This window comes from Marinospirillum alkaliphilum DSM 21637, assembly GCF_900119735.1.
Classification (GTDB): domain Bacteria; phylum Pseudomonadota; class Gammaproteobacteria; order Pseudomonadales; family Halomonadaceae; genus Marinospirillum; species Marinospirillum alkaliphilum.
Window position 1 is genome coordinate 70,434 of record NZ_FPJW01000006.1, and the last position, 22,661, is coordinate 93,094.

The 22,661-nt window shown below is 54.8% G+C and carries 23 protein-coding genes; 15 read left to right on the forward strand and 8 right to left on the reverse strand.

All coding sequences use genetic code 11. The features are described 5' to 3' along the window. Window positions 1–43: 43 nt before the first annotated feature. The 3 genes from BT114_RS09165 to BT114_RS09175 all read right to left on the reverse strand — a co-directional run bounded on the left by BT114_RS09165 (window position 44) and on the right by BT114_RS09175 (window position 4,155). Window positions 44–1,750: a proline--tRNA ligase gene (locus tag BT114_RS09165; protein WP_072326159.1), complete on the reverse strand. Its 1,707-nt coding sequence runs from the start codon at window positions 1,748–1,750 to the stop codon at window positions 44–46. 144 nt (window positions 1,751–1,894) lie between these two features. Continuing rightward, on the reverse strand, window positions 1,895–2,815 hold the full coding sequence (gene folE2, locus BT114_RS09170; RefSeq protein WP_072326160.1) for a GTP cyclohydrolase FolE2: 921 nt from the start codon (window positions 2,813–2,815) through the stop codon (window positions 1,895–1,897). Window positions 2,816–2,847: 32 nt separating this feature from the next. Then, entirely contained in the window at window positions 2,848–4,155 is a 1,308-nt protein-coding gene (locus BT114_RS09175) for a peptidoglycan DD-metalloendopeptidase family protein (RefSeq protein WP_072326161.1), read from the reverse strand. 195 nt (window positions 4,156–4,350) lie between these two features. Here BT114_RS09175 and BT114_RS09180 point away from each other — a divergent pair, with 195 nt between their 5' ends. Further along, window positions 4,351–5,280: a LysR substrate-binding domain-containing protein gene (locus BT114_RS09180; RefSeq protein ID WP_072326162.1), complete on the forward strand. Its 930-nt coding sequence runs from the start codon at window positions 4,351–4,353 to the stop codon at window positions 5,278–5,280. Between the two features lie 100 nt (window positions 5,281–5,380). Here the strand turns inward: BT114_RS09180 and BT114_RS09185 are convergent, their stop codons facing one another. Next, window positions 5,381–5,806, reverse strand: a complete 426-nt coding sequence (locus tag BT114_RS09185; RefSeq protein WP_072326163.1) for an HIT family protein — start codon at window positions 5,804–5,806, stop codon at window positions 5,381–5,383. A 175-nt stretch (window positions 5,807–5,981) separates the two neighbouring features. On the opposite strand from BT114_RS09185, the gene BT114_RS09190 reads away from it, so the two are divergent. The 14 genes from BT114_RS09190 to BT114_RS09255 all read left to right on the forward strand — a co-directional run bounded on the left by BT114_RS09190 (window position 5,982) and on the right by BT114_RS09255 (window position 17,117). After that, window positions 5,982–6,257 (forward strand): FmdB family zinc ribbon protein, encoded by a 276-nt coding sequence (locus BT114_RS09190; protein ID WP_072326164.1) that lies wholly within the window; start codon window positions 5,982–5,984, stop codon window positions 6,255–6,257. Between the two features lie 75 nt (window positions 6,258–6,332). Further along, window positions 6,333–8,105, forward strand: coding sequence for an aspartate--tRNA ligase (gene aspS, locus BT114_RS09195; RefSeq protein ID WP_072326165.1), 1,773 nt, complete (start codon window positions 6,333–6,335; stop codon window positions 8,103–8,105). A gap of 63 nt (window positions 8,106–8,168) precedes the next feature. After that, on the forward strand, window positions 8,169–8,723 hold the full coding sequence (gene ruvC, locus BT114_RS09200) for a crossover junction endodeoxyribonuclease RuvC (RefSeq protein WP_072326166.1): 555 nt from the start codon (window positions 8,169–8,171) through the stop codon (window positions 8,721–8,723). Between the two features lie 2 nt (window positions 8,724–8,725). Further along, window positions 8,726–9,385, forward strand: a complete 660-nt coding sequence (locus tag BT114_RS09205) for a trimeric intracellular cation channel family protein (RefSeq protein WP_072326167.1) — start codon at window positions 8,726–8,728, stop codon at window positions 9,383–9,385. Next, complete coding sequence (ruvA, locus tag BT114_RS09210; protein WP_072326168.1) at window positions 9,382–9,987, forward strand: Holliday junction branch migration protein RuvA; 606 nt, start codon at window positions 9,382–9,384, stop codon at window positions 9,985–9,987. Before BT114_RS09205 ends, ruvA begins: the two co-directional genes overlap by 4 nt. A gap of 48 nt (window positions 9,988–10,035) precedes the next feature. Continuing rightward, window positions 10,036–11,040, forward strand: coding sequence for a Holliday junction branch migration DNA helicase RuvB (ruvB, locus tag BT114_RS09215; RefSeq protein WP_072326169.1), 1,005 nt, complete (start codon window positions 10,036–10,038; stop codon window positions 11,038–11,040). A gap of 16 nt (window positions 11,041–11,056) precedes the next feature. Continuing rightward, complete coding sequence (gene ybgC, locus BT114_RS09220) at window positions 11,057–11,452, forward strand: tol-pal system-associated acyl-CoA thioesterase (protein WP_072326170.1); 396 nt, start codon at window positions 11,057–11,059, stop codon at window positions 11,450–11,452. Window positions 11,453–11,511: 59 nt separating this feature from the next. After that, window positions 11,512–12,186, forward strand: a complete 675-nt coding sequence (gene tolQ, locus BT114_RS09225; RefSeq protein WP_245770416.1) for a protein TolQ — start codon at window positions 11,512–11,514, stop codon at window positions 12,184–12,186. Between the two features lie 9 nt (window positions 12,187–12,195). Further along, window positions 12,196–12,639 (forward strand): protein TolR, encoded by a 444-nt coding sequence (gene tolR / locus BT114_RS09230; protein WP_072326172.1) that lies wholly within the window; start codon window positions 12,196–12,198, stop codon window positions 12,637–12,639. A 9-nt stretch (window positions 12,640–12,648) separates the two neighbouring features. After that, window positions 12,649–13,557 (forward strand): cell envelope integrity protein TolA, encoded by a 909-nt coding sequence (gene tolA / locus BT114_RS09235; RefSeq protein WP_072326173.1) that lies wholly within the window; start codon window positions 12,649–12,651, stop codon window positions 13,555–13,557. Further along, entirely contained in the window at window positions 13,554–14,870 is a 1,317-nt protein-coding gene (tolB, locus tag BT114_RS09240; protein ID WP_245770417.1) for a Tol-Pal system beta propeller repeat protein TolB, read from the forward strand. The genes tolA and tolB overlap by 4 nt, the downstream gene beginning before the upstream one ends. Window positions 14,871–14,968: 98 nt before the next feature. Continuing rightward, window positions 14,969–15,502, forward strand: a complete 534-nt coding sequence (pal, locus tag BT114_RS09245; RefSeq protein WP_072326174.1) for a peptidoglycan-associated lipoprotein Pal — start codon at window positions 14,969–14,971, stop codon at window positions 15,500–15,502. 180 nt (window positions 15,503–15,682) lie between these two features. Beyond that, window positions 15,683–16,327 (forward strand): tol-pal system protein YbgF, encoded by a 645-nt coding sequence (ybgF, locus tag BT114_RS09250; RefSeq protein ID WP_143142805.1) that lies wholly within the window; start codon window positions 15,683–15,685, stop codon window positions 16,325–16,327. A 31-nt stretch (window positions 16,328–16,358) separates the two neighbouring features. Continuing rightward, a complete protein-coding gene (locus BT114_RS09255; RefSeq protein WP_072326176.1) occupies window positions 16,359–17,117 on the forward strand; it encodes a YciK family oxidoreductase in 759 nt (252 codons plus the stop codon). Here BT114_RS09255 and BT114_RS09260 read toward each other — a convergent pair whose 3' ends face one another. From BT114_RS09260 to BT114_RS09275, 4 genes are all read right to left on the reverse strand, one after another. Next, window positions 17,118–18,275 carry a cyclic di-GMP phosphodiesterase gene (locus tag BT114_RS09260; protein WP_072326177.1) on the reverse strand — a complete coding sequence of 386 codons (1,158 nt, stop codon included), beginning with the start codon at window positions 18,273–18,275 and terminating at the stop codon, window positions 17,118–17,120. A gap of 177 nt (window positions 18,276–18,452) precedes the next feature. Next, a complete protein-coding gene (locus BT114_RS09265) occupies window positions 18,453–19,532 on the reverse strand; it encodes a hypothetical protein (protein WP_072326178.1) in 1,080 nt (359 codons plus the stop codon). Window positions 19,533–19,544: 12 nt separating this feature from the next. Further along, window positions 19,545–20,795 (reverse strand): DUF6175 family protein, encoded by a 1,251-nt coding sequence (locus BT114_RS09270; RefSeq protein WP_072326179.1) that lies wholly within the window; start codon window positions 20,793–20,795, stop codon window positions 19,545–19,547. Window positions 20,796–20,798: 3 nt separating this feature from the next. Further along, window positions 20,799–22,634, reverse strand: a complete 1,836-nt coding sequence (locus tag BT114_RS09275) for a hypothetical protein (RefSeq protein ID WP_143142806.1) — start codon at window positions 22,632–22,634, stop codon at window positions 20,799–20,801. Between the last annotated feature and the right edge of the window lie 27 nt (window positions 22,635–22,661).

Genomic DNA, 22,661 nt, shown 5'->3' on the forward strand with positions numbered 1-22,661 from the left:
CACCTGGCGGGTTTTATTTTCTTCAGTATTCAGTCGGCCGGTCTCAAGCCAACTTCTCACGGATGAAGTCAAGGATGGTGTCAGCCGCAACCATACTGGCTTCGGCATCACGGCGGCCCTTGTATTCCAGTTCACCGTTGTTCAGACCTCGCTCACCCACCACGATGCGGTGCGGAATGCCGATCAATTCCAGGTCGGCAAACTTGGAGCCGGGGCGCTCATCCCGGTCATCCAGCAGCACATCCACACCGGCTGCCTTCAGGTCCTGATAGAGTTTTTCGGTGGTTGCCCGCACCAGTTCGGATTTGTGGGCGTTCATCGGCACAATAGCCACTTCAAAGGGGGCAATGGCGTTTGGCCAGATGATGCCGGAAGCATCGTTGTTCTGTTCAATCGCTGAGGCCACCACGCGGGTGACACCGATGCCGTAACAACCCATGATCAGGGTGGCGTGTTTGCCATTTTCATCCAGTACTGTGGCGTTCATGGCTTCGGAGTATTTGATGCCCAACTGGAAGATGTGGCCCACTTCAATGCCGCGCTTGATCAGCAGGGTGCCCTTGCCATCAGGGCTGGGATCACCTTCCACTACATTGCGGATGTCGGCGGTTTCAGGCAGCGGCAGGTCGCGCTCCCAGTTGATACCAAAATAGTGTTTGCCATCTTCATTGGCACCGGCACCAAAGTCACTCATCATGGCAACAGAACGATCAGCAATGCAGGGGATCGGCAGCCTGATCGGGCCCAGAGAGCCGGGAGCAGCACCAATGGCAGCCTTGATCTCTTCATCACTGGCCATCTGTAATGGGCTGGCCACCTGAGGCAGGTTGGCGGCCTTCACTTCGTTCAGTTCGTGATCACCACGCACCAGCAGGGCAATCAGGCCACCTTCAGCCGCTTTCACCACCAGGGTTTTGATGGTTTTTTCAATCGGCAGGCCGAATTGTTCAACCAGTTGCGCAATGGTCCTGGCTTCCGGGGTGTCAATCAGGCGCAGTGCTTCCGTTGCTGCAGGGCGTGAGGTTTCACGCGGCAGGGCTTCAGCTTTTTCGATGTTGGCAGCGTAATCAGAGCTGTTGGAGAACACGATGTCGTCTTCACCCGAGTCAGCCAGTACGTGAAACTCGTGGGAGCCGGTGCCACCAATGGAACCGTTGTCTGCAATCACCGGACGGAAATCCAGGCCCAGACGGGTGAAGATGTTGCAGTAGGTACTGTGCATCACATCATAGGTCTGCTGCAGGGATTCCTGCGTCAGGTGGAAGGAGTAGGCATCCTTCATGATGAATTCACGGGCACGCATCACACCAAAACGGGGGCGGATTTCATCACGGAATTTGGTCTGAATCTGGTAGAAGTTGCCGGGGAGCTGTTTGTAGGAGCGCAGTTCACGGCGAATCAGATCGGTGATCACTTCTTCGTGGGTCGGACCAACGCAGAAATCACGGTCGTGGCGGTCTTTAACGCGCAGCAGCTCCTTGCCGTATTGTTCCCAGCGACCGGACTCCTGCCACAGTTCAGCAGGCTGGATGGCGGGCATCAATACTTCCTGCGCACCTGCCTTGTCCATTTCTTCACGCACAATGCGTTCCACCTTGCGCAGGGTACGCAGGCCCAGCGGCAACCAGGTGTAGAGGCCAGAACCATGGCTGCGAATGAAACCGGCGCGCAGCATCAACTGGTGGCTGATGACCTGGGCATCGTTGGGGGTTTCCTTGAGGGTGGCAATCAGGATCTGTGAAGCGCGCATGGGGTCAGCTTACCTTGAAGTCAAAATGGGTGTGCGAATGGGTATGTGTGCGATTACGTAAATGACGGGAAATTTACAGGATTTCGCTGCCTGTGTCACTGCAGCATAAGGCAAGACCCGGTGTCTGCCCTGTGCTGCGGGTGTTTACCGAAACCAGCGAGGTTGGGCAGTGCTTTGACCGTTACGCGTCAGCCACTTGCCCGCTACTGCATCATGGCCGTGCAGGCTTTCGTAGTGGTGAACTTCGATATGAGCCTGTTGCCAGTGAGGCAGTTTTTCAACACCCAGCGCCAGACGACGAGCAGCATCCTCACAGAACATCTGGTTGGCACCGTTTCGTAGGGCGAAGGCCTGTTCATCGGTGCGCTTCACGGCAGTTTGTACCGGTGTGGCAAGGGATTTTTCCATCTGCAGGATCAGGGTGTCCAGTTGCAGGGGTTGCTCTGCCTGCAACGAAGAGTGGAGTTCCACTCGGGCCATGCTACGCTGGCTGTGTGGAGTTGCCAGACTGGCGTGTTGCTGTAACCAGCGAGCTACATCTTCCGGTCGTAGTGCCTGATGATCAGCAAACTCCTCCCTGAATACTTCGGCCAGGGCTTCTCTCGACAGCGCTGCCGAACAGGGGCAGGTGGAAGAATAGAGTACTTCCACACGCTGCAGCAGTTGCATGCCCTGATCATTCTGCCAGGCGACCAGCTCAATGGGGTAACGCTGCCAACCACTGTTGTCACTCAGCAGTGCCGGAACCTTTTTTAACCAATCGAACCTGAGCGCCAGGCGCAGTTGTTGGCTGCCGGGTTGCTGGGTTTCCAGTAGACTGTTCAGCAGGGTGATCAGGCAACTGGTGTCCAGTGGCTGTTGGCTGGCCAGTTGTTCCAGTGTCAGATACAGGCGTGACATGTGGATACCGCGCTGCTCAGCACTCAGGTCAACGGTGACGGTGGCGCTGGCACTGATGTCCTGGTCCTGAAAGCGCAGGCGCAGGGGGATGTTGGCCATACCTACCTGGTCCAGATGCAGGCTCTGGTGGGTTTGGCGAGCAACGTCAGGCAGTGCAGCAGTCATGCGGAGTTCCTGTATTTGAAAAACACTTGGTTTCAGCGGGATTGCGGCAGCAGTTGTGCCACTTCTTTCAGGTTCATGCGGTTATCCAGCCCGGCAAACAGGCGTTGGCTCTGCTCTTTGAATTCGCGCAGGTCATTGCCTTCCAGTTTTTCAACACTGGGGAGTTCAGCACGCATGGCATCCACCGGGCGGCCATTGATGTGCAGTTCATAATGCAGGTGGGGACCTGTACTGCGACCGGTATTGCCTGTTTGCCCAATTTGCTGGCCGCGGCGCACATCCTGGCCGCGATTCACATACATGCGATGCAGGTGCAGGTAGCGGGTTTCAAAGCCTTGACCGTGATCGATGACCAGGTAGTTGCCACCATAAGGGTGCCAGCCGCGCCGAATGATTCGACCATCGGCAGGAGCGACCACCGGGGTGCCGACAGGGGTGGCAAAATCGGTGCCGTAGTGCGGCTGTACCCTGCCGGTGATGGGGTGACGGCGATTCAGGTTGAATCCGGAACTGATGCGAAAACGCTGAGCCAGCGGGATACGGTCAAAGGGTGGAATCAGGCTGACCCCTTCCGGAGTGTAAAAACGACCGTCCTGGTGGCGGGCTGCCCGAACCTGCATGCGATCACCCTTGTAATCAAAGGCCAGCAGGCGGGTTGAATAGGGGGTTGGGTCATTGCTCAGCCATTCCTGTTCAATCAGCAGGCTGAATTGATCACCATCACGGGCATCACGGCGCAGCGGTAGATGACGATCCAGTGCCGCGGCAATGGCACCTTGTTGCCCAGCAATTTCAGGCATGTCTTGCAGGCTGTTGACCAGAATGCCGTTAAGTGTGCCTTCCAGGCGTAGCAGGCGTACTTCTCGCTGGGAAGTGAGTTCACGAAAGCTGAATCCGCTGGATTCGCGCAGCCATTCACTGCCTTGTGCCCGGCTCTGCCAGATGCGTAAGGCCAGCAACTGGCCATCACGGCTGGCGAGCCACTCAATGTGCTGGCCGGGACGAACCCGGTTCAGGTGTTGTGCTCCTTCACGGTTTTCCAGCAGTGTATAAAGGGTAGCCAGCGGCAAGTGCCATTTTTCATGCCACAGGTGTGACAGGCGATCACCCGCCTGCAGGGTGTACTGCTCCCAGTCGGGCGGTGGCTGCAATGGTGGAATCAGGGCGTTATGGAAGTCGGTGGCTTCAAGCGCCTCCAGTACTTCACTCATGTTTGGTGCGGATTCGTCAACTGCTGGCGGGGTGCTGACCAGATAAACTGCAATGCCCAGTACCAGGCTAAAGCTGGTGATGAACAACAGGGCCCAGTGTCTGGGGCGGGCGGTAAAACGGTTCAGCATGACAGTCCTGAAGTGTTCCACGGGTGATTTTAGCCGCAGATAATAAGCAAGGGTGCAAGTGTTATACTATAACATTTGTGATATTCGCAGTAAATATATCTGTGAGCCAGGCACCAATTTAGTGCATTCTCGGTTAGAATCGGCTTTTTCAGTGGTGGGTCAATCGGGCTGGAACGCCTGTAAAGGAAGGGCAGAGTGAACCTTGAAGTAAAATGGCTGGAGGATTTTGTGGCGCTGGCAGCCACGCGCAGTTTTTCCCAGGCGGCAAAGCGGCGTTTTGTCACCCAGCCGGCTTTCAGTCGCAGAATTCAGTCACTGGAGCGTGCTGTGGGTTCAACTTTGGTGGATCGCAGTAAGTCACCGTTGGAGTTGACGGCCGATGGGCAGTTGTTTCTGATCACTGCACGCAATGTTGTTGAGCAGTTGGGTGAGGCCTTGCGGCATCTACGCGGTCTGGATGCCGCAGCGGGACAGTTGCTGGAATTCACCGTGGCGCATTCGCTGGCGTTTAACTTCTTTCCGCGCTGGTTGAAGCGTCTGCAGGCTGTGGTGGGTGAAGTGGGTTCACGCATGACGGCCATGAATGTCGGTGAGGCTATGCACGCGCTGCGTGAAGGGCGTTGTGACCTGATGCTGGCCTACCATGACCCGCATGGTTCCCTGCAGTTGGATCAGGAGCATTTTCCTTCCTTGCGTATGGGGGCCACAGAAATGCTGCCGGTGTGCAGTGTGGATGAGCAAGGGCAGGCATTGTTTGATCTGGATGCTTCTGATGAACAGGTGATTCCGTTACTGGCTTATACCCAGGGGGCATTTCTTGAGCGCTCACTGAAAATACTGCTGCGTCAGAAACCGGTTGGCATGCAGTTTCGCACGGTGTATGAAACCGCCATGGCGGAAGGTTTAAAAGGCATGGCGCTGGAAGGGCAGGGTGTCGCCTGGATTCCGCGCCTGAGTATTGAGCGTGAGCTGGCTGAAGGCAAGCTGGTGGTGTGTGGCAGTGAGCACTGGGTGATTCCGTTAGAGATTCGCCTGTACCGTTGTACCCTGGTACACAAGCCGCCGGTGGAGCGTTTGTGGCAGCGCTTGGTTAGTGATGCGGCTCAGGTGGAAGTAAAAACCTGAGCCGATAGCCGTTTGCTACCGAGCACCCAGGTTCGGTAAGCAAGGCTCAGGCTCAGTGACCAAGGTTCAGGCGCAGTGATCAGAGCTTAGAGACCAGTATTCAGACCCAGTGAATAGGCAGGTGATCACAAGCTTGTTGCAAGGCACTTTTCAACTGGCTGATGTCGGCGTCCGTGTAGTGCTCAGCGCTGCCAACACCCCAGATTGGACCGGGCCAGGCAGCATCACTTTTGAAGCGGGCGATCAGGTGCAGGTGGAGTTGCGGCACCATATTGCCCAGGGTGGCAACATTCAGCTTGTCCGCACTGGTGAGCGGTTTGATGACCTCAGCCAGTTGCCGTACTTCTTGCCACATCTGTACATATTGCTGTTCATTCAGGTCAGTAACCTCAATGGCGTCAGCCAGTCTGGGAATGAGTAACAGCCAGTAAAAGCGTTGGTCATTCATCAGGCGTAATTGACACAGCGGCAGGTCGCCCAGGTGCAGGCTGTCAGCAGCAAGGCGAGGGTGAAGTTCAAAAGTCATGGATACAGCTCCTGGGTTCCATTGAGTGCTTGGCGTTCTGACGCCTGTCTAGGCTATAATGCCGCCTCTTGAAATTAAACAAAAATCCCTTATTTAGGTTTCGGGGCCGGATGTGTATCCGAACCCTGAACAAAATGACCGATTTTGACGATTGTTGAACCCAGAGGCAAACGCCATGCCCATTTATGAATATCAGTGTCAATCCTGTGGCCACGAGCTGGAAGTGATGCACAAGATGAGTGATACACCACCCAAAGATTGCCCGGCCTGTAATGAGTCGGCTTTGACTCGCCGTATTTCGGCTGCTGGATTCCGTCTGGCCGGTGGTGGCTGGTATGAAACCGATTTCAAGAGCGGCGGCAAAAAGAACCTCGCCGATTCCGGCGGTTCAGGGAGTGGTGCCGCTGCTTGTGCATCCTGTCCGTCCGGTGCAACTGGCTCGTGTGCCTGAGCGATACAGACTTTTTACCTGGCAGGGCAAGTCCCTGCCTTTTCATTGAATACAACACGTTAACGGGAAATATTTATGCGTAGCCATTACTGTGGCGACTTGAACACAAGTCACCTGGATCAGGAAGTCGTATTGTGCGGCTGGGTTCACCGCCGTCGCGATCACGGGGGCGTCATTTTTCTTGATCTGCGAGATCGTAATGGCATCGCTCAGGTGGTGGTGGACCCGGATACGGAAGAAGCTTTTGCCCGTGCTGACCGTTCGCGCAGTGAATACGTATTAAAAATCCGTGGCCTGGTGCGTCGTCGCCCGGAAGGTACGGTGAATGCCAATATGTCCACTGGCGAGATCGAAGTACTGGCCAAGGATGTTGAAGTACTGAATACCTCTGAAACCCCACCCTTCATGCTGGATGAATTCGGCAAGGTGGGTGAGGAAGTCCGCCTGAAATACCGTTATGTGGATCTGCGTCGCCCGGAAATGGCAGAAAAACTGCGTTTTCGTTCACGTGTGACGCACCAGATTCGCAACTGCTTGGAAGAGCAAGGTTTTCTGGATATTGAAACCCCGATTCTGACCCGCGCCACGCCGGAAGGTGCACGCGATTACCTGGTGCCCAGCCGTACCCACGAAGGCCACTTTTTTGCCCTGCCACAGTCCCCACAGCTGTTCAAACAGCTGTTGATGGTGGCCGGTTTTGATCGTTATTACCAGATCGCCAAGTGTTTCCGTGACGAAGACCTGCGTGCCGATCGCCAGCCGGAATTCACCCAGATTGATATGGAAGCTTCTTTTGTTGAAGAAGCTGACATCATGGGCGCTGCTGAAGGCATGATTCGCAAGGTGTTTCAGGAATCCCTGGGTGTGGATCTGGGAGTTTTCCCGCACATGCCTTATTCCGAAGCCATGAACCGTTATGGTTCTGACAAGCCGGATCTGCGCATTCCGCTGGAGTTGGTGGATGTGGGTGATCTGATGGCCAATGTGGACTTTAAAGTCTTCTCTGGTCCGGCCACAGATCCCAAAGGCCGTGTTGCTGCCCTGAAAGTCAAGGGTGGTGCGGAGTTGTCTCGTAAGCAGATTGATGACTACACCAAGTTTGTCGGCATCTATGGTGCCCGTGGTCTGGCCTGGATCAAGATCAACAAGCGTGCGGATGGTCTGGATGGTCTGCAATCACCGATCGTCAAGTTCATGGAAGGCATCATTGATCAACTGCTGGATCGTGTGGGTGCTGAAGATGGCGATATCATCTTCTTTGGTGCTGACAAGGCCAAAATTGTTAATGAAGCCCTGGGTGCACTGCGCTGCAAACTGGGTGAAGACCTCAATCTCTACACCTGTGAATGGGCACCCCTGTGGGTGGTGGACTTCCCGATGTTTGAAGAAAACAGCGATGGCAGCCTGAGCGCCCTGCATCACCCCTTCACCTCGCCCAAATGCACCCCGGACGAGCTGGAGGCCAGCCCGGCCGATAAATTGTCCCGTGCTTATGACATGGTGCTGAATGGTACTGAGTTGGGTGGTGGTTCCATTCGTATTCACAATCAGGCCATGCAGCAAGCGGTGTTCCGTGTACTGGGCATCAGTGCTGAAGAGCAGCGTGAGAAGTTCGGCTTCCTGCTGGATGCTCTGAAGTTTGGCGCGCCACCTCATGGTGGTCTGGCTTTTGGTCTGGATCGTCTGATGATGCTGATGACCGGTGCCAAATCCATTCGTGAAGTGATTGCCTTCCCGAAAACCCAGTCGGCTGCCTGTGTGATGACCGATGCGCCCGGCGAAGTCAGTCAGGCGCAGTTAAAAGAGCTGAACCTGCGTCTGCGGGTTAAGGCTCAGGCAGAAGACTGATGCCTTTCAGCGGGTTGCTTCCAGTAACGGAAACAGCCCGCTGGTGTGGCGACGGAGGCTGAAATGCCACTGATTCTGGGGATAGACCCAGGCTCACGGATCACCGGTTACGGCCTGATTCATGCAGAAGCGGGTCAGATGAGTTACCACGCGAGTGGTTGCATCCGGGTACAGGCCGATGATTTGCCTCAGAAACTGGCGCAGATTTATGCCGGTCTGGCGGAGTTGATTGGTCAGCATCGACCTGATCAGGTGGCCATTGAACAGGTGTTCATGGCTAAAAATGCTGATTCAGCGCTCAAACTGGGTCAGGCGCGTGGCACCGCCGTGGTTTGTGTGGCCAACCATGGATTGCAACTGAGTGAATATTCAGCCAAGGAAGTGAAGCTGGCTGTGACCGGCACTGGCAGTGCTGACAAGATCCAGGTGCAGCACATGGTGAAGTCCTTGTTGAAGCTTTCAGCCACCCCCCAGGCTGATGCCGCGGATGCATTGGCGATTGCCTTGTGTCATGCCTATACCGCCAGTGGCTTGCTGGCACTTTCCGGCCAATTAAGTCGCAAACGTGGCAGCAGTTGGCGCAATTTTGATCCCAAAACCCTTTCCCGGCGCTCCTGATCATGCATTTTGACTTACCCCTGTTTATTCTGACCCTGGACCTGTTCGGTACCGTGGTGTTTGCCATGGCCGGTGTGCTGGCTGCAGCTGAGCGGCGCCTGGATTTGTTTGGTGTCATTGTGGTTGGCACGGTCACGGCCATAGGTGGCGGTACCCTGCGTGATCTGATTCTGGGCCGCTTGCCGGTGTTCTGGGTGCAGGACAACCTCTACATCTGGATTACCGTGACCACCTCGGTGGTGGTGTTTGCCTTGGCCCGCAAGATCCGCTTTCCGCACATGGCTCTGCAGGTGGCGGATGCCATCGGGCTGTCGGTGTTCACCATCATAGGCGCCAATGTGGCGCTCAACCTGGGGCATCCACCGCTGATTGCCGTGGTCACAGGGGTTATGACGGGTGTGTTTGGTGGTATTGTGCGGGATGTATTGACCGCCGTGAAACCAATGATTTTTGAAAAGGAAATTTATGCCACGGCAGTGATGGCGGGTGCTTTTGTGTATGTGAATCTCAACTGGTTTTTACCCTCCAGCTGGGAAACCTTCAACACCCTGGTGTCCATGGCGGTGGTGCTGGGTCTGCGCCTGGCAGCGATTCGCTGGGGGTTGCATCTGCCGGTGTTTCTTGCCATTGAAGACCAGCAGAATAAAAAGGATAAGTCATGATTGGACGTTTACAAGGCAAGGTGGCAGAAAAACAACCCTCCTGGGTGATAGTTGATGTGCAGGGAGTGGGTTATGAAGTGGATTTGCCGCTGTCGGTGTTTGCCGGATTGCCAGTTCTGGATGCACCGGTGACACTGTGGATTCATCAGGTGATCCGTGAGGATGCCAATCTGTTGTATGGTTTTACGCGCCTGGAAGATCGTCAGTTGTTCCGCGAGCTGATCAAGGTCAGTGGCATCGGTCCCAAGGTGGGGTTGGCGATCATGTCGGCGATGGACAGTCGCCAGTTGTTGCGGGCGATTCAGCATGAAGACTTGCAGGCCTTGACGCGGATTCCCGGCATTGGCAAAAAAACCGCTGAGCGCCTGCTGGTGGATCTGAAAGATCGCCTGAAAAGCTGGCAGCCGCAACAGATGGCACGTCTGGAGTTGCCCACTGGTGCATTACTGCCGGATGCTGATCCACGAGCCGAAGCTGAAGCCGCGTTGGTGGCACTGGGTTACAAGCCGGTGGAGGCAACCCGTGCAATCAGTGCGGTGGAGTCCACGGATCTGGATACCCAGGGGCTGATTCGTGCTGCACTCAAGGGGTTGGCAAGGTAAAGCGCTCAGTTAAAAAGGTAAAACTCTCCGTTAAACAGGAAGTGTGCAGTGATCGAAAATGACCGGTTAATCGCCGCCAGTGAGCAGTCACAGGACTCCAGCCAGGATCATGCCATCCGTCCCAAGCGTCTGGCTGATTACCGAGGGCAGCCGCAGGTTCGTGAGCAGATGGAGATTTTCATCGAGGCTGCTCGCGGCCGTAAGGAAGCACTGGATCATACATTGATTTTTGGTCCACCTGGACTGGGTAAAACCACGCTGGCCAATATCATTGCCAGTGAGATGGGCGTTTCGATCAAAAGCACCTCCGGCCCGGTACTGGAGAAAGCCGGTGATCTGGCAGCCATGCTGACCAATCTGGATGAAGGTGATGTGTTGTTCATTGATGAAATCCATCGCCTGAACCCTGCCGTGGAAGAAGTGCTTTATCCCGCCATGGAAGATTACCAACTGGACATCATGATTGGTGAAGGCCCGGCGGCGCGGTCCATCAAACTGGATCTGCCACCCTTCACCCTGGTGGGTGCCACCACCCGCGCCGGGATGTTGACTGCACCGCTGCGGGATCGTTTTGGTATTGTGCAGCGCCTGGAGTTTTATTCCATTGCTGATCTGACCTGGATCGTATCCCGTTCTGCCGGGTTGTTGGATATTCCGATGGAGCCGGGTGGTGCTGAAGAAATTGCCCGGCGTTCACGCGGCACTCCCCGCATTGCCAATCGCCTGCTGCGTCGGGTGCGAGACTTTGCTGAAGTGAAATCCGATGGTTGCATTACCCGTGAGCTGGCGGATATGGCGCTGAACCTGCTGAATGTGGATACCCATGGCCTGGATCATATGGATCGCCGTTTATTACTGGCCATGATGGAAAAATTTGCTGGTGGACCGGTGGGGGTGGACAGCCTGTCAGCAGCCATTTCAGAGGCCCGTGACACCATTGAGGAAGTGCTGGAACCCTACCTGATTCAGCAGGGTTTTATGATGCGTACTGCACGTGGGCGTCAGGTTACGGAACTTGCATGGCAACATTTTGGTCTTAGACAGCCGGAATGAGTAGAGAGGTGATGTGATGAGTGAGTTCACCTTGCCGGTGAGGGTGTATTACGAGGATACCGATGCCGGTGGTATCGTTTATTACGTCAATTACCTGAAGTTCATGGAGCGTGGTCGTACCGAATGGCTGCGTTCACTGGGCTTTGATCAGTCGCTGTTACCGGTGCTGTTTGTGGTGCGGGGCACGGAAGTCCGTTACGAAGCGCCAGCACGTCTGGATGACCTGTTGCAGGTGCAGGTGGCGTTAAAAGAGCGCCGGGGTGCTCGCCTGATGTTTGCGCAGCAGGTAGTGCGAGAAGATGGTTTGTTATTGTGTCAGGCGCAGGTGGAAGTGGCCTGTGTGGATCGCGACAGCTTGCGGCCCTGCCGTTTGCCTGACACACTGGTGCAGCGCCTTCCTTTGCTGAGCTGATGGATGCAGGGCAGGGCTTGCGAGTGGTTTGATCATGATAAGACGTTCAAGGAGTTCCGGTGCAAGAGCTTACCTTCTGGAAAATGGTGTTTGAAGCCAGTTTCTTTATCCAGTTTCTGATGTTGTGTCTGTTGGCCGGTTCGGTCATTTCCTGGGTGAGTATCTTTCAGCGCTGGCAGGTGTTTCGTCAGGCACAGCAAGCTCATGAAGAGTTCCGTGAACGTTTCTGGTCCGGTATCGAACTGAATGAGTTGTTCCGTAACACGGACCCTCATGAAGTGACCGGTGCAGAGCGTATTGTTTTTTCCGGTTTTAAAACCTTCAATCGCATTCGTCAGAAAACCACTGATGCCCAGCCAATTCTGGAAGGTGTTGAGCGCTCCATGCGCATTGCCATTGCCGAAGAGCAGGACCGCCTGCACTCCAGCCTGCCGTTGCTGGCCACCATCGGTTCGGTCAGCCCACACATTGGCCTGTTCGGTACCGTATGGGGCATCATGGAAGCTTTCAAAAGCCTGGCCGGTGTGCAGCAGGCCACCTTTGCCGTCGTGGCACCTGGTATGGCGGAGGCTTTGATGACTACTGCCATGGGTCTGTTTGTGGCGATTCCTGCGGTGATTGCCTACAACCGTTATGTGGCTTCCAGCGAAAGCCTGCTGAACCACTATGAAAACTTTGCCGATGAGTTTTCCGGCATCCTGCATCGTAGCCTGATTGCCAAGAAAGTGGATTGAGGCCAGGTCATGCCAAAACAAAGGTTTCGCCGCAGCCATCCCAAACCACCCATTTCTGAAGTCAACGTCTTGCCATACATTGACGTGATGCTGGTGTTGCTGGTCATTTTCATGGTCACTGCACCGATCCTGACCCAGGGCGTGGATGTTGAGTTGCCGGAAGTCACCTCTGAACCCATCAAGGTTGAGCAGGATCGTGAGCCGCTGGTGGTTTCACTGGATGCGGATGGCCGTTATTACATGGAACTGGGTGCTGATTCACGAGAGCCGCTGGATCTGGATACAGTGATCACCCGTGTGGCGCAGTTGAAACGCCAGAACCCGGATCTGCCGGTATTGGTTCGGGGCGATCGCCGAGTGGCCTATGGTGAGGTGGTGGTGTTGATGAGTGCGCTGCAAGGTGCCGGTGTCACTCAGGTGGGTCTGATTTCCAGACCACCGGAAAACCGCTAGGGGTAGTCGGTGAGAGCAACCAACCTGCCGCTGTCGGTTATTCTGACACTGATCATTCACCTAGTGGTCTTTTTGCTGTTGTTCTGGCAGGGCAGCATCACCCGTGAGCGCAGTGTGGAGCGCCCACCCGAAATCATTCGTGCACAGATTGTGCAGGATGATCCGGCAGTGGCCCGGCGTGCTGCTGCAGAGGCTGAGCGTCAGCGTCAGGCTGCAGCCCAGCGTCAGCGTGAAGCGGAGGCTAGAAGGCGTCAGCAGGAAGCTGAGCGTCAGGCCGCAGCTCAGCGCCAGCGTGAAGAAGAGGCTCGGCGTCAGGCTGAGGCAGAGCGCCAGCGACAGGAGGCGGAACGCCAACGTCAACAAGCTGAGCGTCAGCGTCAGGAACAACAGCAGGCTGAAGCCGAGCGGCAGCGCCAGTTGCAGTTGCAACGTCAGCGTGAGGAAGAGCAGCGGGCTCGTACTGCAGCAGAGCGTCAGCGGGCGGAAGAAGAGGCTATTCGTCGAAGGGTTGAAGAGCAGCGTCGGCAGGAAGCGGAAGCAGTGCGCGCCGAAGAAGCACGCATACGTGCTGAATCGGAGCGTGCAAGGGAAGAGGCGCGGGCTGCTCAGGCAGCCCGGGATGCAGAAGCCATTGCCAATATGGAAGGCATTATTTTTGACATGATTTCACGCTACTGGACCCGCCCGCCGGGTGTTACTCCAGAGCTGGAAACACGCATTCGAATCCGCTTGCTGGGGACTGGTGAGTTGAACGACATTCAGATTACCCGGGCCAGTGGTAATGCTGCTTTTGATCGTTCAGCGGTGCAAGCGGTGGAGCGAGCAGCACCTTTTCCACTGTTGCGGTTGGAACCAAGGCAACGAGACAGGTTCAGAGTTATTGATCTGATTTTTACACCCGAGGATTTAGCACTGTGATTGCTGTTCGTCGTACATTTCCCCTGCTGTTGCTACTGGTCAGCCTGCTGCTTTGGAGTTCACTGGTACAGGCCAATCTCACCATCCGGATCACCAAAGGCAGTGATCAAACCACACCGGTGGCCATAGTACCTTTTGCCTGGAAGGGCACGGGTGGTCTGCCAGAAGATATCGCTCGAATAGTCAGTGACAACCTTGAGCGAACCGGCCTGTTTCGTGCGGTTCCCCGTGAGGACCTGATCAGCCTGCCCACTCGTGCATCAGAGGTGGTCTATCGTGACTGGCGGCTATTGCAGGTGAATTACCTGCTGGTGGGCAGCATTGAATCGCAGGGCGGGGATCGTATTGAAATCCGTTATGAGCTGTTTGATGTCATCAATCAGGAACGGATGCTGGGTGAAACGGTTTCCGGCAGAATACAGGAATTGCGTTCAAGGTCGCATTTTGTCAGTGATCGGGTGTATGAAAAACTGACTGGGCAAAGAGGAATTTTCTCAACCCGCATTGCTTATGTGACAGCAGAACAAACGGGTAATGCCAGTTACACCTATCGCCTGCATGTCGCAGATGCGGATGGCCAGCGTTCCAGAACTATTTTGACTTCCCGCGAGCCGATCCTTTCACCGGACTGGTCGCCAGATGGCAAGCAACTGGCTTATGTGTCTTTTGAACGCGGCAGACCAGCGATTTTTGTGCAGGAAGTGGCTACCGGGCAGCGTTACCAACTGACCAATTTTCGCGGACTAAATGGTTCGCCTGCCTGGTCACCGGATGGTAAGCGTATTGCCATGACCCTATCGCGGGATGGCAGTCCGGAAATTTATATTTACCATCTTGATAACCGGCGCCTTACAAGGGTCACGCATCATTACGCGATAGATACGGAACCTTCATGGTCGCCGGATGGTAAAAGCCTTATTTTTACTTCAAGTCGCAGTGGTGGGCCACAGATCTATCGAATCGATCTGAGTAACGGTAATGAGGAGCGGATCAGCTTTGAGGGCAATTACAATGCCCGTGCCCGCTACTCGCCGGATGGTAAAGAAATTTTTATGGTTCACAGGGATGCAGGAGGTGGACTATTCAGTATTGCAGCGCTTAATATGCAGTCAGGACGGTTGCGTACACTGACCACCTCACCTTTGGATGAGTCGCCGAGTGTGGCCCCCAATGGATCAATGGTCATTTATGCGTTAATGAGAGGTACCCGGGGTGTTCTGGGTGTTGTTTCAACCGATGGAAGGATACAATATGAACTTCCAGCGGAAAGGGGCGATGTTCGGGAACCAGCCTGGTCACCTTTTCTGAACTGAACGAATTTTTAACTGCCTGGTTAAAAGTAACGCCTGAAGCAGGAAATGCAGAGGGTATTTAAAAAAGAACTATCTCAAATGGTAACGGGAGAAGACTTATGGATCTGATGAAATACAGCAAGGCATTTGCACTGGCAGCCTTTTTTGCACTGGTTGCCGGTTGTGGTGGCGCAACCATGGATGACGTGAGCGAAGATATTGTTTCTCAGTCTGAAATTGAGCGTGCAGATGCAGCCCTGTCCGAAGGCATTGACGGTGCATCTGATGCAGCAGCTCGTGCCATTGGTGATGCTACCCTGCCAAATGTTCGTGTCATCTATTTTGATTTTGACAAGTCCAACATTCGCAGCGAGTTCTATGATGTTCTGAACCTGCACGCTGCTTACCTGATGGCTAACCCACGTGCACGCGTAGTGTTGGAAGGCCACACTGACGAGCGCGGTACTCGTGAGTACAACATGGCCCTGGGTGAGCGTCGCGGTAACTCCGTACAGCGCTACCTGTCTCTGCAGGGTGTATCCAGCAGCCAGATGGAAGTGGTCAGCTATGGTGAAGAGCGTCCCGCAGTACGTGCCGCCCAGAGCCGTGAAGACCATGCCCAGAACCGTCGCGTTGTCTTCGTATACCGTTGATAACCGGGGTAATCTGACGTGAAGGACAAGAAACTTTCTTGCCAGGTCAGAGAAACTGAGGGGGCTCCAGTAGCCCCCCGTTTTCTTTTGGTGCTGTTGACAGGCCTTCTGTTTTTCTTTGGTACTACTGCAAGCCTTGCTGAAACGCGTAACCCCGCTGTGATTACTGCAGAGTTGATTATGCAGATGGAGCAGTTGCAACAGGAGTTGGCAACCCTGCGTAATCGTGTTGAACAGCAAGAACGTGCATTATCACGTATGCAAGAAGAGCAGCGTAATCGTTATGTGGACCTGGATGAGCGTGCTCAGGAACATTCTCGCCGCCTGAACCAATTGGAACAAGCACGGCCTGCTGCACAACCTGCAACACCTCGTACACCTGCCCAACCTGCTACAACCAATAATCCTGCTCCAGCCTCTCAGCCTCCCGCTGCTGTATTGGGTCAGGGTGATGCTGGCAGTGATCGTGATGCTTATGCACGAGCTTATGAGCTGGTTCCTGCCCGCCGCTTTGATGAAGCAGTAACCGCTTTCCAGAATTTCATCCGCCAGCATCCTGAGTCTCGTCTGGTGGGTAATGCCTATTATTGGATCGGCGAGATCTACATGGCTCAGAATCGCACCCAGGATGCCGAGAAGATGTTTGATGCGGTGGTGCGCCGTTATCCAGACAGTTTCAAAATTGCTGACTCAAAATACAAGTTGGGCCTGATTTATGCCCGTTATGGTGATGAGCGCAAGGCGCGCGAAACCATGGAAGCCATTGTTCGTGACCACCCCCGTGAACCCGCTGCCGATCTGGCTCGTGCTTATCTGCAACGCTGATAGTTGATTCAACCTCTGCCGGATTCAAACCATGTTATGTCAATTTGATTATCAAGCCCCGGTCGATCTACTGGCTGGCCGTGTCATCCTTGTGACGGGTGCCGGTGATGGTATCGGTCGCGTGGCTGCAAGAACCTACGCGGCTCATGGCGCAACAGTGATATTACTGGGTCGTACCATCAGCAAGCTAGAGGCTGTTTATGATGAAATTGAAGCCTTGGGCGCACCTGAACCGGCTATTTACCCGTTAAATCTGGAAGGTGCAGCCTGGCCAGATTACATGACCATGGCTGATAAGTTGTATGAAGCTTTCGGACGCCTGGATGGTGTGCTGCACAATGCCGGTATCCTGGGTCGTATTACACCGGTACAATCATACAACCCGGAATTGTGGCAGCAGGTCATGCAGATCAACTTTAATGGTCCAGTGATGCTGCAGCAGGCTGTCTTGTCATTGCTGGATCAGTCTGCAGACGCCTCAGTGATCTTTACATCCTCTGGTGTTGGGCGTCAGGGGCGGGCCTTCTGGGGGGCTTATGCTGCATCCAAGGCAGCTACAGAGAATTTTGCCCAGGTGCTGTCTCAGGAGTTGGAAAATACCAGTGCTATTCGTGTGAATACCCTGAACCCAGGTGCTACCCGCACTCAGATGCGTTCCAACGCTTATCCTGCTGAAAACCCCGCAACCCTGCGTGCTCCCGAAGACATTATGGGAACCTATCTGTACCTGATGGGTGCTGACAGCAAGGGCGTGACCGGCCAGCAGTTTAACGCCCAGCCGGATCGCTGATCAGATTGGAAAGCCTGGATGGCCGGACATCACGCTCTTCAGTAACTTCTCGAGGCGCGGATCACTAGGATCCAGCGCTTTACGAATGTCCAGTCGTGGTGTCTGAGCCAAATCCACCAGCTCTTGTTGCTCCAGGGGTTTCAGCTCAGGGCAGGTCAGCAGTAGTACCTGTGGTTGTGTACGCTGTTCAGTATGCGTGGCATGTACTACCGCCAGAGCGCCATTGCTCAGTTCAACCAGGCAGCCGGGCGGATAGACTCCCAGGCTCTGGATGAATTTCTCCACCAGCCTTGAATCAAAGTCATGAAAACGCCAGCGATACAGCTGGCTGAGTGCCTTGGTGGGCGACAGGGCCTGTCGATAAGAGCGATCACGTGTTAATGCCTCATACACGCTAGTGATCGCAACCATACGTGCCAGAAAGCTGATGTCCCTGCCTTTCAGGCGATCTGGATAACCCTCACCATTCAGCCGCTCCTGATGATGGAGGACCACATCGAGGGTTTCATCATCAAATCCACCCTGAGCCAGCAAGTAATCATGTCCCCGTCGGGGGTACTGGCGAATCAGCTCTTTTTCTGTTTCTGTCAGAGGATCGGTTTTGGTCAGTATCTCATTCGGAACCTGCAGCAAACCAACAGGGTGCAGCAGGGCACCCATACCCAGGGGCAATAATTGATCCTGTCTCAGGCCGATGTGTTTGGCAAAAACCAGACTGAGCACTGCAACACTGACCGCCTTGGATACCAGCTCGTCCTGATGGTTACGAAGCATGGCCAGATACACCATACTTTTGCTGTCATGCAGCACAGCTTCCATCAGGTCTTCCAGTACGTTACGCATGCGCTTGTGCTGCAGTGCGTTACCCAGGCGGATATCACCCATCACCCGATCCATCTGAGTGCGTAGATTCAGATAGAGTTTACGAGCTTCCTGTGTACCATCTTGTCGCTCCGAAGGAGCCTGCAGCGAGCGATTGACATCAATATAGACGTATTTGCAGTCAGGGCAGAGTAGCAGTAAGGCCGCTTCGCTGGTGAAATAAAAGCTCTGGCTTTCAAATGCACTGTCGGGGGCATCTTGATCCAGTCTGCAGATCCACATGCCCGGTACGAGCTGATGAACCGGAATTTTTTGATAATTTGGCTTGTCGCCCATCCTGGTATTTATACCCTGAGAGTTGCTTTTGCTAAGTGTTAAGTAGGATTTGAATTATATTTTAACACAGGGCGACAGGGATGAAACGGATTATGCAAGTTAAAGGCCAGAGATGCGCTCTGACCAGATGAATGAAACTTGAACCTAAGTATTTGAGTTGGAGCTGAAGAAAAGGAGTTACCAGAGGTTTTCAGCTTCCGGTGAACTCAGAATGGCTTGCACCAAGGCTCGGGTAATGGCACGCAGGCGGCTGTCCACCTGAGCCTCCACCACATTATTCTGTGAGGCTCGACGGACCAGCACCACATCATTGCCCTTGCGGGCTTCAGCGACCATGCGCAGGTTGTAAACCTTGATGCCGGATATTTCGGTGACCAGCTGTTGTTGTACTTCCAACCGAATGACCTGGGGAGAGGTCGTGGCATACTGGATGTTATAGCTGCCAAACACCCTGCGCGCTTCATCCAGCAGGGCTTGATCGCTGGAGTTGATCAGTTGCAATGCAACGCTGCCAGTGCGCAGGGGAACCAGAGCCAGATTGATGCGGCGCTGCTCACCGGCAGACAGGAACAACTGATTTCTCAAGGTATGGTGATCCGCTGCGGTGACCTGGTATTGGTAGTTGCCAGGTGCCACCAGTCGCATTTCACCTGATTGCAGTTGTTCATCACCGAGGCGAACCACTGCTGTGCGCGGTTCCAGCTCAAAGGTGATACGAGCAAAGTTCAGGTAACGAAAAATGTTCTGACGGATGCTGCCTGCTTCGTTGATCAAGCTGTTGCGGCTCAGGGTGGTACTTTCAGGCACATAAGCAGCAAATGCCATCAGGAATACCGCTTGGTCCTGCAGGGATAGCAGTTCGTGGCGACTGAGGGTGTTCAGATCAACACGGATTTCACGTAGCAGATGTTCAGCGGTTCTTCGAGCGGCATCCGTGCTTAAAGTGGCTCTGACACGATAGCTGCCATCCACGCGCTGAGGTTCGGAATAACTCACGCCTTGAAAATAGCTGCTGGATTGAATGCGCAGGCGATTTTCGATGGTATCGGTCACTTCGCCGCCATCCAGGCGGGTAATGCTTTCCATATCAGAGGCCACCGCAGCAATCACCATCTGCGACAGCTCTTGCAATGCGCTCTCTCTGGCTTCGGTGATGCTCTGGCCGTAACCTTCGGCGCTCAGTTGCTGAGCATGCAGCTGTAGTGGAAGACAAGCCAGTAGCAGTGCTGTGAGCAGTGTGGTCAGTAGAGGCCTCATGACACTTGTTCCTTATTCGATGATGATGTCGTCAGAATCAGTGAAACCAATGCGAATGACCAGAAAGGCGCCACTGTCCATCACACGGAAAATTCGACCTGGCCCGCGCCAGTGATCCTCCAGTTTAAACAGCAGATCCATCACATCGCGGCTTTCACAGGTCAGAATGTAATCAAAGCTGCTGCTGCCGGCAGCGTTACGTCTGGCCTGGCTGCAGACCTGACTGAAAAGCTGGTGGATTGGGCGGCTGATGTCACCAACACCAGGTTCAGCGGATGCCACCACCTTGTAACTGCGACCCTGAGCTGATTCACGTTGCCAGGAAGCGGTTAACTGGTTTAACAGCTTGTCCGCTGAGTCATTGGCAGCTTCACCGAGAATGGCGCCGCTGCCGGAAACAACGCGTTCGGTGGAATAGCCGGTGGCGGCACCTAGCTGGTTGCCTGTGGCGGTGTAATAAGCGGTGGCAGTGACTGTTGCCTGTGACAGGGTGTTGCCAGCCAGGGTGCGGCTGGCGGTTTCGGCGGTGATGGCGATGTAAATGTCACTACCGGTCTGTAATGCCAGCAGATAGGTTGGATCCAGAGTGCCGCTCAGTGCGGTGGCCTGTTGCACCACCTGGTTGATGCGCTCGGAGGCATCGGTCACCACCACGCGGAAGCCACGGCGTTGCAGGTATTCAGAAAACACAGTGGCTGCTTGTATGGAATGGGTTGAACGGTCGGCGGTAATCACTGAAATCTGTGGATTGCTGACCTGAGCCGCAAGGCTGCTGGTGCTGCTGATGATATTGCGAGCAATCAGATCGTTGCGCAGGGTGTCCAGATTGATACGGAAAGCCCTTTCAATGCGATCCTGTTTGCCATCTGTACGACGACTGAGAATTTCACCTTCATGGGTGATGTAGTCCATCACGCGGCTGTAGAAGTGCTGCTCATGGCGGGCAAAGGCCTGGCGCTGTGTCTGATCATTCAGTAACGGTGTATTGCCACCCATTAATACAAACCACAGGGCTGCCTTGCGGGCATCCTGACGGGCCTCACTCATTGAATGGCCCAGCCCCGTGGCACGGACCAGCACTTCGGATGCGGAATAGGACTCAATCAGAACGGCCTGGCGAGAGATGGGTGGATCACCTGCAGCAGGTGCAGCAGGTGCTTTTTTGCTGCTGGAACTGCTGCAGCCAATCAGTAACAGCAGGGTTGCCAGAAGGCACATCAGCAGTAGGTGAAACCTCAGGCGGCAGGCGGTGGTTCGGGTCATGGATCAGAAGCTCCTGTTGTTTCTGTCACGCAGTTGATTGCACTGGTCCGAGGGGCGTGTCATCAGCCCGGCATAGGGACCAGCAAAGTCCAGATGGATGGCCAGACTGATGCCCAGTGTCAATCCAGGCTGCATGTCGGCATCCACACGCCCTCCAGCCTTGTATTCTGCCCGGGTACTGAGGGGGTAGTGGTAACCTGCACTGGCAAGGATGCGGGTATTGGGACTGAAATAATACCCCAGACCGGCTTTGGGCGTGATGCCCCAAGTCACCACCTGCAGCTCATCAAATGCCAGGACATCATCATACTGGTAAGCCTCGACGCCCAGATCAGCACCCAGCGAGGCATAAAGCCCCGAACTTAGGTGGGTTTGTTTTTCCAGGCCCAGATTGAAGCGAATGGCGCCACTGGATTCCAGATGGGAAAATACATCACTGCCATCATCACTGGCACCGAGTCCCAGCCCGAAATTGAGCCACAGGCCGGACAATGAGGGGTTGTTTCGCAGGTAACCCAGATTGCCACTGAAACCCAGGTCAAAAAAGGTGGTGTCACCGGCACCAGTGAACTGCTCGTTAATGTCCAGGGCTGTGGCATGGTTGCTGATGCCCAGTGTGGCAAATACTCCTGTCCAGGGGTGCTCCACTGCCAGATCCGCTTCATCCACCCGGCCGTTGACCAGCCGTGCATAACTGGGTGTGCGTTGTTCGGCTGGTTGTGCCAGGCAGGTATTGCCAGGTTGATACACCTGTCCCCAGCCGATTTCCCGTTCACGATTGTTGATCACACGCCGAAAGGTAACCGGATGATCCACCCGAATGTCTTCCTGATTGCCAATGGCCAGTTGAATGGCCGCTGGCCGGGCACTCAGCACAGGAGTGCTGACGGCAAACATCCGGTGCTCTCTCAGACGGGCACTGAGGGCAAGCGTGGAGTCCTTGAAGGAGGATTTGAAGGCATCATCAAAAATCTGCTGGGCATCACTGTTGCCTGGCAGGAACAGGGTTTCCACCGAAGCTCCGGCTGAAGCCCGTTGAGCGATACCATCAAGGCTGAAAACGGAAGCCTGTGCATCCACTTCAAGTGCCTTGCGAAAGGTCTGACCATCAAAACGGTAAATCAGCATGCGGGTGCGTGCCGGGGCATTAATGGAGGTTTCGTAAGCAATGTATTTCACACCGCCAAAGGTGGTGCGTTCCACCTGCCGGATGGTGATGCTGCCCTGCAAGCGTGGCAGGTAAAAACCGAAGGCATAACCAGACGATACCAGCGCTTCCAGCACTTCGGCTGGCATGCCGGTGGCTCGGGCCTGCTCCCGCAGAAAGGTGCCTCGCTCCTGTGCATTCATTTCCTGATAACGGGCTTCTGCAGCGACACCCATAACCTGCTGCATCTGTGGTGCGATGTGGGTGTTCAAATGATTCAGCAGTCGGCGGTCAAACTCCCGGTAACTGTCGCTGCTTTCTGGCAAGGCTGGGATGCGTTCGTTCAGTGGCAGCTTATTGAAAGTGCGGGTGGCGGTGATGAAGCTGGCAGTATCACCCTCAAAGATCATCTGGTCATAACGGGATGGCACCAGAAAGCTCATGTTGCTGGCCAGTACACGGTCAGCATCCGCCTGGCTCAGATTCACGGTCCAGCTGCCCACCGGTAGACAGAGGCCTTTCAGGTTGCAAAAGGTGACCGGGAATTGCATGCGTTGTGTTTCCAGCCCCAGACGTGACAAGGCCAGAACGGCCTGGCGTTCACTGGCTGCTACAGTATCATCCGCTGTCACCAGGGCTGGACGGCTGCTGGTCGACTGGGCGGTAGCGGGAGTGGACAGGAACAATGGCAAGATCAGCCCCAAAACCATTGGCAAGCT